Annotated in this window: 11 protein-coding genes; 2 read left to right on the forward strand and 9 right to left on the reverse strand. The window is 67.3% G+C overall.

The window, feature by feature from the left end:
• Positions 1-185 precede the first annotated feature (185 nt).
• From fdhD to ACFVWG_RS08015, 6 genes are read right to left on the reverse strand one after another with little or no spacing between them, the layout of a single operon-like run.
• Positions 186-1,013 (reverse strand): formate dehydrogenase accessory sulfurtransferase FdhD, encoded by an 828-nt coding sequence (fdhD, locus tag ACFVWG_RS07990; RefSeq protein WP_391542424.1) that lies wholly within the window; start codon positions 1,011-1,013, stop codon positions 186-188.
• The gene (locus ACFVWG_RS07995) at positions 1,001-2,197 is read right to left on the reverse strand and encodes a molybdopterin molybdotransferase MoeA (protein WP_391542425.1); all 1,197 of its coding nucleotides are present in this window, start codon (positions 2,195-2,197) and stop codon (positions 1,001-1,003) included. The genes fdhD and ACFVWG_RS07995 overlap by 13 nt, the downstream gene beginning before the upstream one ends.
• Entirely contained in the window at positions 2,194-2,421 is a 228-nt protein-coding gene (locus ACFVWG_RS08000) for a formate dehydrogenase subunit delta (protein ID WP_391542426.1), read from the reverse strand. Before ACFVWG_RS08000 ends, ACFVWG_RS07995 begins: the two co-directional genes overlap by 4 nt.
• Positions 2,418-5,234 carry a formate dehydrogenase subunit alpha gene (gene fdhF, locus ACFVWG_RS08005; protein WP_391542427.1) on the reverse strand — a complete coding sequence of 939 codons (2,817 nt, stop codon included), beginning with the start codon at positions 5,232-5,234 and terminating at the stop codon, positions 2,418-2,420. Before fdhF ends, ACFVWG_RS08000 begins: the two co-directional genes overlap by 4 nt.
• Entirely contained in the window at positions 5,231-6,742 is a 1,512-nt protein-coding gene (locus ACFVWG_RS08010) for a formate dehydrogenase beta subunit (protein ID WP_391542428.1), read from the reverse strand. The genes fdhF and ACFVWG_RS08010 overlap by 4 nt, the downstream gene beginning before the upstream one ends.
• Positions 6,739-7,233 carry an NAD(P)H-dependent oxidoreductase subunit E gene (locus tag ACFVWG_RS08015; protein ID WP_391542429.1) on the reverse strand — a complete coding sequence of 165 codons (495 nt, stop codon included), beginning with the start codon at positions 7,231-7,233 and terminating at the stop codon, positions 6,739-6,741. The genes ACFVWG_RS08010 and ACFVWG_RS08015 overlap by 4 nt, the downstream gene beginning before the upstream one ends.
• Positions 7,234-7,374: 141 nt before the next feature.
• Between ACFVWG_RS08015 and ACFVWG_RS08020 the strand changes: the two genes are divergently transcribed.
• Positions 7,375-8,655 (forward strand): FAD-dependent oxidoreductase, encoded by a 1,281-nt coding sequence (locus tag ACFVWG_RS08020; RefSeq protein WP_391542430.1) that lies wholly within the window; start codon positions 7,375-7,377, stop codon positions 8,653-8,655.
• Here ACFVWG_RS08020 and ACFVWG_RS08025 read toward each other — a convergent pair.
• Positions 8,615-9,040, reverse strand: coding sequence for a MerR family transcriptional regulator (locus ACFVWG_RS08025; RefSeq protein WP_391542431.1), 426 nt, complete (start codon positions 9,038-9,040; stop codon positions 8,615-8,617). The two genes, ACFVWG_RS08020 and ACFVWG_RS08025, sit on opposite strands and share 41 nt — an antisense overlap.
• A gap of 10 nt (positions 9,041-9,050) precedes the next feature.
• Positions 9,051-10,082 (reverse strand): aminotransferase class V-fold PLP-dependent enzyme, encoded by a 1,032-nt coding sequence (locus ACFVWG_RS08030; protein WP_391542432.1) that lies wholly within the window; start codon positions 10,080-10,082, stop codon positions 9,051-9,053.
• Positions 10,083-10,141: 59 nt separating this feature from the next.
• On the opposite strand from ACFVWG_RS08030, the gene ACFVWG_RS08035 reads away from it, so the two are divergent.
• Positions 10,142-11,185: an aldo/keto reductase gene (locus tag ACFVWG_RS08035; protein ID WP_391542433.1), complete on the forward strand. Its 1,044-nt coding sequence runs from the start codon at positions 10,142-10,144 to the stop codon at positions 11,183-11,185.
• A 547-nt stretch (positions 11,186-11,732) separates the two neighbouring features.
• On the opposite strand, the gene ACFVWG_RS08040 is transcribed toward ACFVWG_RS08035, so the two are convergent.
• Entirely contained in the window at positions 11,733-12,857 is a 1,125-nt protein-coding gene (locus ACFVWG_RS08040) for a peptidoglycan-binding protein (RefSeq protein ID WP_391542434.1), read from the reverse strand.
• Positions 12,858-12,921: the final 64 nt, after the last annotated feature.

The following is a 12,921-nucleotide window of genomic DNA, read 5'->3' on the forward strand; positions in this document are numbered from 1 at the left end:
TTCACGGTCCCCATTAGGTGTCCTAGCCTCCCGCATCTGTACGGCGCAGAGATCCTGGAGCAGCGGCCGAGTCAGCGTACTAACAGTCGGTGTGTACGCATCCCGGCAACCTCACCCACCCATCCAGCCGAAGAGCCCCAGTTGATGGGCCCACCCAACCGCATGGGCGAACCCGCCAAATGGGGTTAGGTGGTGGTGATGCGGGTGGGGTGGGTGTAGACGTTGAGGGAGCCGTTGCGGATGAAGCCGGCGAGGGTTAGGCCGGATTCGTCGGCCAGGTCGGCGGCCAGGGAGCTGGGGGCGGAGACGGCGCCGAGGATGGGGATGCCGGCCATGACTGCCTTCTGGACGAGTTCGAAGGAGGCTCGGCCGGAGACGATCAGGATCAGGCCGCGGGCCGGGATTCGCTTGTCCAGAAGGGCCCAGCCGATCACTTTGTCGACGGCGTTGTGGCGGCCGACGTCTTCGCGGACTACGAGGAGTTCGCCGGTTGGGGTGAAGAGGCCGGCCGCGTGCAGGCCGCCGGTGCGGTCGAAGACCTGTTGCTGTGTACGGAGTACGTCGGGCAGCTCCGCGAGTACGTCGTACCGGATCTGCACGTCGTCTTCGGCTGGGGAATACCTTGTTTTCAAGCGGACTGCGTCGAGTGATGCCTTGCCGCAGACGCCGCAGGACGAGGTGGTGTAGAAGTTCCGCTCGACTCCTGTGACAGGAGCCGGTACGCCGGGGGCCAGGCCGAGGTCGAGGACGTTGTAGGTGTTGCGCCCTTCGTCATCACGGGAATCGCAGTACCGGGCGTCGCGAATGTCGTCGACGCTGCCGATGACGCCTTCGGTGTGCAGGAAACCGTGCGCCAGCTCGACATCGTGGCCGGGTGTGCGCATGGTGACGGCGAGGGCTTTGCCGTCGACGCGGAGTTCGAGGGGTTCTTCGACCGCGAGTGAATCGGGCCGGGTGCGGTCGCCGTGGGGTCCGATGCGGAGGACCGGGCGTCTCGCGATTAGCCGGCCCATGGTCGTGCTCCTGGGTCGAGCGGCAGCAACCGCGCCGCAATCGCCTCGGCCGGGCCGGGGTCCACGACAGCCAACGCATCCGCTCCGGCTGCACCTCGGAGCATCGCCGAGCCACCATGACCGACCGGTACGGCGCCGTCGGCGGTCATGCGGACGGGTACCAACCGTGTGCTGTGCGGATGGCAGTCCACCCCGCCGGGGATCGACGCGATCGGCAAGGTCGTCAGCGGCAGTCCCCGCAGGCCGAGAACCGCCGCGACTCCCAGGGTCAGGAACGCTGTGAGCGCGGCGAATGGATTGCCTGGCAGCCCAATCACTAACCGCCCATCGGCTAGCCGGGCCAACGCCTGTGGATGGCCTGGCTGACAAGAGACCCCATCCACGATCAGCTCTGCTCCCAACTCCTGCAACACCGGGCGGAGGTGATCGGCGGGCCCGGCCGCCGACGAACCCGACACGAGAATCAGGTCACCGGGCTGCTGGGTGAGGGCCTCGAGGAGAGCGTTGCGGGTGTCGGGGAGGTGGTGGAGTTCGCCTAAGTGGGCGCCGGAGCGGGTGATGAGGTCGGGGAGCATCGGGCCGATGGCGTCGCGGACCCGGCCGGCGCCGGAGGGTCCTTCGTGCACGAGTTCGTCGCCGGTGATCAGCACGGAGACGACGGGCTGCGGGATGACTGTCAGGCGGTCGAGTCCGAGGGACGCCGCGAGACCGAGTACCGGCCCGTCGACCATGACTCTGTCCGGCAACACCACCTCGCCTTCGCGGCACTCCTCGCCGGCCCGCCGGATGTGCTTTCCAACCTCAGTCGGGGCGGTCACCCACTCGCCATCCAGCTCAACATCTTCGTCTTTCACCACACTCGTCGCACCCACTGGCACGGCCGCGCCCGTCGTGATGCTGCACGCCTGTCCGTCCGCTAGCTCAACCGACGCCGAGCAGTTCACCCCCACATGCCCGATCACTCGCCAGGGCCCAGCCCCGCTCACGGCGTACCCATCCATCGCCGACCGGTCCACCGGCGGCACCGCACGCGGCGCAACCAACGGACTGGCCAACACACACCCACGAGCCGCAGCCAACCCCCGCGAAACCGCCGTCCGCGGACGCCCGATGAGATGAGCCACCCGCCGCGCCGAATCCCACGACACGTGATCGTGTCGTGGGAGATCGTTCGGCTGGGTCACTTCGCGGCTGCTTGGAGTTGTTGGGCCGCGAGTGCGGCGGCTGGGTCAAGGTCTTGAGCGCCGGCGGCTGCGTGGGCTATGAGGGCGTTCTTCATGCGGGGGTCCCAGGTGACTTTCAGGTGGTTGGCGATGGCGGTGGCTGCTTCGGCGGGTGGGCGGTGGGCGAACTGGGCGGCGATCTCGTTCGCCAGGCGGACGTACGGCGGCAGCGTAGACCGGCTCATCGGGCATCACCAGCGACAACTGGTTCGCGGGCTTCGGCCACGGAGGTGGGGACGAGGTCTACCTGGACCGCGGTGACCTTGTACTCGGGACAGTTGGTGGCCCAGTCGGAGTTGTCGGTGGTGATGACGTTCGCGCCGGTGACCGGGTGGTGGAAGGTGGTGTAGCAGACGCCGACGGGCATCCGGTCGGACAGCCTTGCCCGCAAGGTGGTTCGGCCGACTCGGCTCGACAGGGCGACGGTGTCGCCGTTCTCGATCCCGCGAACCTCCGCGTCGTGCGGGTGTAGTTCGAGGATGTCTTCGGGGTGCCACACGACGTTCGCCGTACGGCGGGTCTGTGCGCCGACGTTGTACTGCGACAGGATCCGTCCGGTCGTCAGGATCAACGGGTACTTCCGCGTCGACCGCTCCGACGTCGGTACATACATCGTCTCCATGAATCGCCCCTTGCCGCGGGTGAACGACTCTTCGTGCATGATCGGCGTACCGTCCGGGTGTTCCAGATTGCACGGCCACTGGATCGACCCGACCCGGTCCAGCCGTTCGAACGAGACACCCATGAAGGTCGGCGTCGTGAGAGCGATCTCGGCCATGATCTCGGCGGCCGAGTTGTAGTGCATCGGGTAACCCATCGCCTGGGAGATCTCGCAGACGATCTCCCATTCCTGCTTGCCGGTCTGCGGCGCCATCACCGGGCGGACCCGGTTGATCCGCCGTTCGGCGTTGGTGAACGTCCCGTCCTTCTCCAGGAACGATGTACCAGGCAAAAGCACATGCGCAAATTTGGCCGTCTCGTTCACGAACAGGTCCTGCACCACCAGCAGATCCAGTGCACCCAACGCCGCGAACACATGCTGGGTATTCGGATCCGACTGCGCGATGTCCTCGCCCTGCACGAACAACGCCTTGAACGACCCGTCGATCGCCGAGTCGAACATATTCGGGATCCGCAGTCCGGGCTCGTTCAGCAACGGCGTACCCCAGAGCTTCTCGTACACCTCCCGTACGCCGTCGTCCGACACGTGCCGATACCCAGGCAGCTCATGCGGGAACGACCCCATGTCGCACGAACCCTGCACGTTGTTCTGCCCGCGCAACGGGTTCACGCCAACACCGCGCCGACCGATGTTCCCGGTCGCCATCGCGAGGTTGGCCATGCCCATCACCATCGTCGAACCCTGGCTGTGCTCGGTGACGCCGAGACCGTAGTAGATCGCGCCGTTCCCACCAGTCGCATACAGCCTCGCGGCAGCGCGCACTTCCGAGGCCGGTACGCCGGTAATCCCGGCCACCGCCTCCGGACTGTGCACCGGGTCCGCGATGAACGTCTCCCAGGCCGCGAAGTCCTCACACCGATCCGCAACAAATGAACGGTCGACCAACCCCTCCGTCACGACGACATGCGCCATCGCGTTGATCATCGCGACATTGGTGCCGGGGGCAAGCGACAGGTGATGCGCGGCCTCGATATGCGGCGACCGCACCAGATCCGTCTTCCGCGGATCGATCACGATCAACCGAGCACCCTGGCGGATCCGCTTCTTCATCCGCGACCCGAACACCGGGTGGGCGTCGGTCGGGTTCGCACCGATCACCAGGATCACGTCAGCGTCGTCGACCGACTTGAAGTCCTGCGTACCGGCCGATTCACCGAACGTCTGCTTCAGTCCATAACCCGTCGGCGAGTGGCAGACCCGGGCACACGTGTCCACGTTGTTGTTCCCGAACACCGCCCGGACCATCTTCTGAACCGTGTACACCTCTTCGTTCGTCGTCCGCGACGAGGTGATCGCACCGATCGAGCCCTGCCCGTACTGCGCCTGGATCTCCCGCAATCGCCGTGCCGTAAAGCCGATCGCCTCGTCCCACGAGACCTTCCGCCATTCGTCCTCGATCGAGTCCCGGATCATCGGTTCCAGTACGCGATCCGGGTGACTCGCATACCCGAAGGCGAACCGGCCCTTCACACACGAGTGGCCCTCGTTGGCACCGCCGTTCTTGTACGGCACCATCCGGACCAGCTCATCACCACGCAACTCGGCCTTGAACGAGCACCCGACCCCGCAGTAAGCGCAGGTCGTGATCACCGACCGAGTCGGCATCCCGAGCTCGATCACCGACTTCTCCTGCAGCGTCGCCGTCGGGCAAGCCTGCACACACGCGCCACACGACACACAGTCGGACTCGAAGAACGATCCACCCGCACCAGCGGCGACCTTGGAGTCGAACCCACGACCCTCGATCGTCAAGGCCAGCGTGCCTTGGACCTCGTCACACGCCCGAACGCACCGCGAGCACGCGATGCATTTGGACGCCTCGAAATCGAAGTACGGGTTCGAAGAATCGGTCGGCGCAGCCATGTGGTTCGCGCCCGCGTCGACCCCGGATCCGTACCGAACCTCGCGCAGACCGGTCACCCCAGCCATGTCCTGCAGTTCGCAGTCGCCGTTGGCCGAGCACGTCAAACAGTCCAGCGGATGGTCGGAGATGTAGAGCTCCATCACGCCACGGCGCAGCTTCCCGAGCTTCTCGTTCTGCGTCCGGACCACCATCCCCGGCGCGACCGGCGTCGTACAGGAGGCCGGCGTACCGCGCATGCCGTCGATCTCGACCACACACAACCGGCACGACCCGAACGCCTCCAGGTTGTCGGTCGCACACAACTTCGGTACGTCGATCCCGGCTTCCTTCGCGGCCCGCATCACCGACGTACCGGGTGGGACGTGGACGGCGACCCCGTCCACCAGCAGCTCGACAGTCGCCTCGCCCGGCCGGGCCGGCGTACCGAAGTCAGGTTCCTTGAGCAAGCTCATGAGCCGAAGTCCTTTCCGAAGTGGCGGACGGCGCTGCGCACCGGCAGCGGCGTGAGCCCACCCATCGCGCAGAGCGAGCCGTCGGTCATCAGGTCGCACAGATCGTCAAGCACGACAAGGTTTTTCTCTCGGTTGTCACCGGCAACGATCCGGTCGATCGTCTCGACGCCACGGACCGCGCCGACCCGGCACGGCGTGCACTTGCCGCACGACTCGGCGGCGCAGAACTCGAAGGCGAACCGAGCCATCGCGGCCATGTCCACTGTCTCGTCGAACACCACGATCCCGCCGTGCCCGACCATCGCCCCGGCTGCCGCGAACGCCTCGTAATCCATCGGCAAGTCGAACTGCGAGACCGGCAGATACGCACCCAACGGCCCACCCACCTGTACGGCGCGGATCGGGCGACCGGATGACGTACCGCCAGCGAACTCGTTCACCAGCTCGCCGAGGGTGATACCGAAGGCCGTCTCGACGATGCCACCGCGCGCCACGTTTCCGCCCAGCTGGAAGACCGACGTACCGAGCGATCGCCCGACGCCGTACGCCGCGTAAGCAGCCGCACCATCGGCCAGAATCGTCGGAACTGTTGCCAATGACAACACGTTGTTCACGACGGTCGGCAGTCCGAAAAGCCCTTGCAGAGCAGGGATCGGAGGCTTGGCCCGAACCATCCCACGTTTACCCTCGAGGCTTTCCAGCATCGAGGTTTCCTCACCGCAGATGTACGCACCGGCGCCGACCCGGACGTGCAGGTCGAACTCGAACCCGGAGCCGAGGATGTCGGCCCCCAGCCACCCCTCGGTCCGGGCGAGTTCGATCGCGGCCCTGAGCGTCGCCACCGCATCCGGGTACTCGGAGCGCAGATAGACATAGCCCTCCGACGCCCCCACGGCGTACGCCGCAATCGTCATTCCCTCGATCAGCGTGAACGGGTCACCCTCGATCAGCATCCGATCGGCAAAGGTCCCGGAGTCGCCCTCATCCGCGTTGCAGCAGACGAACTTCAGGTCGGAAACAGCACCAAGCACCGTCCGCCACTTGATGCCGGTCGGGAACCCAGCACCCCCGCGGCCGCGGAGACCGGACTCGACCACGGTCTCCACGACCTCCGCTGGGGTCTGCGCCAACGCCTGACGCAGACCCCGCAGACCGCCGTACGACGTGTAGTCGTCGACAGACAGTGGGTCCGTCACGCCGACCCGCGCAAACGTCAGTCGCTGCTGCCGCTGCATCCACGGCAACTCGTCAACCACTCCCAACGACGGTCCTGCACCGCTGAGCAGACCGGCGGCCACCAGACCGTCGACCTCCTCAGGTGCGACCGGCCCGTACCCGATCCGACCTTCTGCCGTCTCAACCTCGACGAGCGGCTCCAGCCACAGCATCCCCCGGGATCCGTTCCGCACCACCTCGACCTCGGGTGCGATCGCAGCAATCCGCTCCGCGACCTGATCGGCGCCGACTGATCGGGCTGCCGAATCACGCGACACGAACACCCGCGTCATCGGGCTTCTCCCAGCAGCGCATCGAGCCGCGCCGGAGTCACTCGACCGTGCAGCCGCTCGCCGACCTGAACCGCCGGCCCGAGCGCACAGTTCCCGAAGCAGTACACCTCGTCGAGCGTGATCCGCCCGTCGTACGTCGTCTCGCCGAACCCGCAGCCCACACTCCGCTGCGCATGCTCAGCCAGCGCGACCGCACCAACCGACCGGCAAGCCTCGGCTTGGCAGATCGCCACCACCGTCCGCCCGGCCGGAGCCCGCCGGAAGTCCTTGTAGAACGTGACGACGCCGTGTACCTCGGCCACCGACAGATTCAGTACGTCGGCGATCACCGCCACGTCCGGCTGATCGACGTACCCGAGCTCCTCCTGCACCGCATGCAGGATCGGTATCAGCGGTCCCCGAAGCGCCCGGAGCTCACCGGCAATCTCCCGCACGCGCTGAGCACGTCCAGGGACCGGAACGGAGGAAGCGGCCACGACCTCACTCGTCATGTATACAACATCCCGTGCTCCGCGAGCGTGGTCAAAGCAATGCTCTCTATGACGTGATAGGCCCCAGCTATCAACCGCCGTGCCCCGAGGACTGCCCGATGGCGCGAGGAATTCACCAGCCGCTGAAGGAGCCTGGAAACCATGGGGACGAGGGCTGTGGTTGCGGGCGGGAGTGTGGCGGGGCTGCTGGCGGCGAAGGTGCTGAGCCGCTGGTACGACGAGGTCGTCGTACTGGATCGCGATCAGCTGCCGCTGGACGCCGTCCACCGGAAGGGCGTACCGCAGAGCCGGCACGCACACGGCCTGCTGGCGCGGGGTCATCAGACCATCGAGCGGCTGGTCCCGGGCTTCTGTGATGAGTTGGTCCGACGTGGCGCGGTCAGGAACGACCTGCACAACGACACCCTTTGGTACAACGAAGGCCGCCTGCTCAAACGCGCCCCGTCGAACCTGACCGGCCTGCTCGCGGGCCGCCCGCTGATCGAGTCGGTCCTGCGCGCCAAGGTGACCGAGGTACCGAACATCATCACCCGAGCCGGTACGACGGTCGACGGGCTGACCGCCGAGAACGGTCGACTGACCGGCGTACGGGTCGATGGCGAGCGCCTCGACGCGGACCTCGTGGTGGATGCGACCGGGCGGAGCAACCGCGGTCCGACGTGGTTGCGCGAACTCGGGTACGACGCCGCGCCGGTCGACGAGGTGAAGGCCGGGATCGTCTACACGACGCGGGAGTATCGACGCGTCGCGGGCGATGCGGACTTCACCGGCGTGATCTCGGGGCACTACCCGGACAACCCGGTCGGCTGCGGGGGCGGAGCGAACGACGGCGATCGCTGGCTCGTGACGCTGGTCGGGATGGAGGACAGCCCGCCGCCGGCTGAGCCCGGCGCGTTCGAGGACTTCGCCGCCCGGCTGGACGGACCCGAACTGCACCGGCTGATCACGCGGGCCGAGCCTCTGACCGAGCCGGTTCGCTACCGGATCGGGCCGAGCGTGCGGCGCCGGTACGAGAAGGCGGGCCGCCTTCCGGAGGGATTCGTTGCGGCGGGTGATTCGCTCTGCTGCTTCAACCCGGCGTACGGGCAGGGCATGACGATCGCGGCCCTCGCCGCCGAACACCTGGCCGAGACCCTCGAAGCCGGCGACGGCGACCTCACCCGCCGGTACTTCGCCGGGATGGCGAAGATCGTCGACACCGCCTGGGTCATGTCCGTGACCGGCGACCTGCGGTTCGACACGACGGTCGGGAAGCAGCCGCTGGCCTCTCGGCTGCTCGTCCGGTACCTGAGCCGGCTGCACAAAGCAGCGGCGACCGATGCCGTGGTGGGCCGTCAGTTCTTGGAGGTCGCCAACCTGCTCGCGGCACCGCCGTCCTTGCTCAAGCCGACAACTCTTTTCCGGGTTCTTCGTTCGGGGTAGTCCACAGGCAGCTCGCGGTACCGTCCGCGACGTGCTCCTCGTAGATCGACACCTTGTGGGTGATGACCCGCATACACTCCTGGAGCTCCTCGATCTGCGCAGCCAGGTGCTCCTGGTGACTGCGCAGCAGCTCCAGCCGGTCCCGCTCGTTGCCGGCTCCCTTGCGGACCAGCTCGGTGTACCGGCGGATCGTGTCCAGCGGCATCCCCGACGAGCGGAACTTGATGCACATCGCCAACCAGTCGACGTCATCCTCGGAATAGACCCGCCGGCCGTTCGACTCCCGCCGTACCTGATCGGCTAGTAGCCCTTCGCGCTCGTAGAACCGCAGCGCGTGCACGCTCAGCCCGGTCCGCTCCGCCACCTGCCCAATGCTCAGCCCCATGTCTTCGAGCCTACGTCGCCTTGAGTGCAGCCAGCGCCTGATGGACGTCGTCCCGGGTGGAATAGATGTGGAACGACGCTCGCAGCTTCCCGTCGCGAACCGCTGCCCGGATGCCAGCCGCGGCGAAGGCGGCCTCCGCGCCCGGCCGGGCGGTGCTGACGATCGCCGAGTTCGACGGCGGCAGCCCGAGCCCGTCGCGGAACTCGTTGGCCAGCTCGAGGTTGTGCTTGTTGATCGTCTCGACACCGATCTGCTCGACCAGTTCGAGCGCCGGCGCCGCGCCGACGAAGCAGAACCACGACGGCGACTGGTCGAACCGGCGGGCTCCCTCGGCCAGCACCATCCGGTCGCCGTAATACGAGCCGTGGAGGTCCTCAGCGGCGTACCAGCCCGCGGCCGAAGGGCGGCAGCGTTCCTGCAACCGGGGCGACAGATAGCCGAGCGTGGCACCGCGCGGCGACATCAACCACTTGTAGGTATGGACGATGAGCGCGTCGACGCCCTCGACGGTGAGCGGCAACCAGCCCATGCCCTGGCTGGCGTCGATCACCACCAGCGCGTCAATCTCCTTGCTAGCAGCAACAACCGCGGCGAGATCGAGTACGGCGCCGGTCGACGACTGGACCGCACTGACCGCGACCACGTCGATCCCGGGCCGGATCGCGTCGACGAGGTCCGCGCCCGGGACGGCGATCACCTCGACCCCGCGCTCCTCGTGCACCTTCCAGGGGAAGACGTTCGAGGTGAACTCGACGGTGTCGGTCAGCACCTTCGCCCCGTCGGGCAGTGCCGCTGCGATCGGCGCGATCGCCGCTGACACCGTGCTGCCGACGAACACATCGGCGGCGTCGGCACCGAGCAGCCGGGCGAACGCCGTACGGGATCTGGTTGTCGAGTCGTCCCAGGGCTCCCAACTGGTGGCGCCCACGCGCCAGTCGCTCAGGGCTGCTTGGAGCGCCTCCCAGCCTGGGCGCGGAGGCAGCCCATAGGAAGCGGTGTTCAACCAGCCCGGCTCCGGGTCCCACAGCTCTTTGTAGTCCACACTGCCCACCTTACGGAGGGCTTGACCTAGACAGCGCTCTAGCTTTTACGGTTCGGGTCATGCGCTATCGAACACTTGGCGGTACCGGCATCGAAGTCAGCATCCAGGCCCTCGGGACGATGATGCTCGGCTCGGTCGGCAACCCCGATCATGAGAACTGCATCCGGATCGTCCACGCCGCCCTGGACCAGGGCATCAACTTCGTCGACACCGCCGACATGTACTCCTCGGGCGAGTCCGAGGAGATCGTCGGCAAGGCACTGAAGGGGCGCCGCGACGACGTCGTCCTGGCGACCAAGGTGCACTTCCCGCTCGACGACGAGAACACCCGCAACCGGCGCGGCAACTCGCGCCGCTGGATCATCCAGGAGGTCGAGAACAGCCTGCGCCGCCTCGACACCGATTGGATCGACCTCTACCAGATCCACCGGCCGGACCACACGACCGACATCGAGGAGACCCTCTGGGCGCTGACCGACCTGGTCAGCCAGGGCAAGATCCGCGCCTTCGGTACGTCGACCTTCGGGGCCGAGGAGATCGTCGAGGCGTACCACGTCTCCGAGCGTCGCGGATACGGCAAGTTCCGCACCGAGCAACCGCCGTACTCGATGCTCAGCCGCGGCATCGAGCGGTCCCTGCTGCCGACCGCCCGGCGGCTCAACATGGGCGTGCTGACCTGGAGCCCGCTCGCCTGGGGCTTCCTGTCCGGCAAGTACCGCAAGGACCAGCCGATCGACCTCACCACCGGCCGCGCCAGTCTCGCCCCCGACCGCTTCGACCCGACCCTGCCGGCCAACGCCGCGAAGTACGACGCCGTCGAGAAACTGATCGAGGTCGCCTCCGACAACGGCCTGTCGCTCCCCGAAATGGCCCTCGCCTTCGTCACCACGCATCCCGCGGTCACCTCGGTCATCAACGGACCGCGCACGATGGAACAGCTCGACGGTCTGCTGAAGGCCGTCGACCTCACCCTCGACGACGCCACCCTCGACCGCATCGACGAGATCGTCCCGCCCGGCAAGGACATCTACGACTCCAACGGCGCCTGGCCCAACCCCGCCCTCACCCCAGCCGCCCTCCGCCGCCCAGTAGCCGACCGCTAACCCTCACCCCTCACCCCCACCACCTCCTCACCAACCGCTGACCACCCACCCCTCGCCTCCCCACCCCCCGCCGCCCCTCGCCCCTCGCCCCTCGCCCCTCGCCCCTCGCCCATTTCAGTGGATATCCCTTGAAATGGCCCCTTCTCCCCTCAAAATTTCAGGGGAGAAGGGGCAAGCTGCGGGGATATCCGTTCAAATTGCCGGGGTGGGGCAGGCGGGGACTGGCGGTCGGTCGGGGTAGGGCGGGCGGGGACGACGCGCGGTCAGGTGGGGTGGGGTGGGGTGGGCGGTTGGGCGGCACCCCTCACCAACCGCCGCCTCGCCCCTCGCCCATTTCAGTGGATATCCCTTGAAATGGCTCCTTCTCCCCTCAAATTTTCAGGGGAGAAGGGGCAAGCTGCGGGGATATCCGTTCAAATTGCCGGGGTGGGACGCGCGGGTCGGGCGGGGACGGGCGGTCGGGCGGGCGGGCGGGGACGGGCGCGCGGCCAGGTGGGACGGGCTGTCGGGGTGGGACGGAGTGGGGGCGGAGTGGGTGGGGTGCGGGTTATTTGCCGGCTTGGAGGGCGGTCCAGGTGACGGGGCCGACTACTCCGTCGACGACGAGGGCTCGGGTTCGCTGGTAGTCCTCGGCCGCGGTCTCGGTGGCGGGACCGAATTGGCCGTCGATGGCGACTGCTCGGTTGAGGGCCGCGGTCAACGAACGTTGCAGGCGGCGGACCGCCGTACCGGTGGAGCCGTTGCGGATGGTTGGTTGGTCGCCGGCGGACAACAGCGCGGTCCAGGTCTTGGCGCCGATCAGGCCGTCAGCGGGGAGGCCGACGCGGGTCTGGAACGCCTTGACGGCATCGGTTGTCGCGGTGTCGAAGGTGCCGCTGGGCTCATTGGTTCCGCCGAGCAGACACTGCGCAGCCCGTACGGCGCCGCCCGTCGCACCCTCTTGCAGAGCCGGGTAGGCGGTGAAGTCCAGGTTGGTGGACGCACACGTCTGAGTGCTGTTCACGAATGCGGTCGCCGCCGCCTCACCCTTCGAGATGGCATCGGTCTGGTTCTCGATCGGCACCGCGGAAACCCCGGGGAACAGGATGTACGTGACGACCGCGCCGTCCACTCCGCCGGACGACGGGTTCGGGTTGATCCCGAGCTGCTGGGCCAGCTTGTACGAGCCCTCGCCGATGATCCCGGTCGGGCCCTGGTCCCCGACAACGGCGTACGCGACCTTGTCCTGGTAGACCACCGCAGCCACGGTCGCACCGCCAATCCCGGCCGAGGCGTAGTTCCAGATCGTGCTCGACAGCGGTACGACGATGAACGGCAGGCCGGCGGAGTTGAGCGGGCGACCGTCGGACTGGTTCCACGAGGTGTTCGGCTGGAACGACGGGTCGGTGTTCTCGTTGCACTGGGTGGTGCGCTGACCGTCGCAGTCCACATCGAAGTCGGCGGTCCAGTGCACCGCGTCGCCGGACTTGCAGACCGCGATCGTGCGCGAACCGCCGGAATCCTGCGCGTACTTCCCGTTCGACAGCTGGGTCTCGCAGCCGCCGGCGCGGGCTTTCAGTTGGGCCGCGGTCGGCCCGGCGAGCTCATCGGCGCGCGATTCCGGGGTCGGCGCGAGCAGCGCCAATCCCGCGACAGTCACCGCAAGGGCGGCAAGGGCAAGGCGTCGGACCATCTCATCCTCCAGTGGGGCGGTACCGGGGAAATGAAGGTTTTCACCGTGGAGGATACAGAAGTCG

This window comes from Kribbella sp. NPDC058245 (assembly GCF_042882005.1).
Taxonomy (GTDB): Bacteria; Actinomycetota; Actinomycetes; order Propionibacteriales; family Kribbellaceae; genus Kribbella.

Bases quoted from the DNA above. Each gene is read 5' to 3' on its own strand.
- fdhD (WP_391542424.1), bottom strand. From the start codon at position 1,013: ATGGGCCGGCTAATCGCGAGACGCCCGGTCCTCCGCATCGGACCCCAC.
- ACFVWG_RS08000 (WP_391542426.1), bottom strand. From the start codon at position 2,421: ATGAGCCGGTCTACGCTGCCGCCGTACGTCCGCCTGGCGAACGAGATC.
- fdhF (WP_391542427.1), bottom strand. From the start codon at position 5,234: ATGAGCTTGCTCAAGGAACCTGACTTCGGTACGCCGGCCCGGCCGGGC.
- ACFVWG_RS08010 (WP_391542428.1), bottom strand. From the start codon at position 6,742: ATGACGCGGGTGTTCGTGTCGCGTGATTCGGCAGCCCGATCAGTCGGC.
- ACFVWG_RS08015 (WP_391542429.1), bottom strand. From the start codon at position 7,233: ATGACGAGTGAGGTCGTGGCCGCTTCCTCCGTTCCGGTCCCTGGACGT.
- ACFVWG_RS08020 (WP_391542430.1), top strand. From the start codon at position 7,375: ATGGGGACGAGGGCTGTGGTTGCGGGCGGGAGTGTGGCGGGGCTGCTG.
- ACFVWG_RS08025 (WP_391542431.1), bottom strand. From the start codon at position 9,040: ATGGGGCTGAGCATTGGGCAGGTGGCGGAGCGGACCGGGCTGAGCGTG.
- ACFVWG_RS08035 (WP_391542433.1), top strand. From the start codon at position 10,142: ATGCGCTATCGAACACTTGGCGGTACCGGCATCGAAGTCAGCATCCAG.
- ACFVWG_RS08040 (WP_391542434.1), bottom strand. From the start codon at position 12,857: ATGGTCCGACGCCTTGCCCTTGCCGCCCTTGCGGTGACTGTCGCGGGA.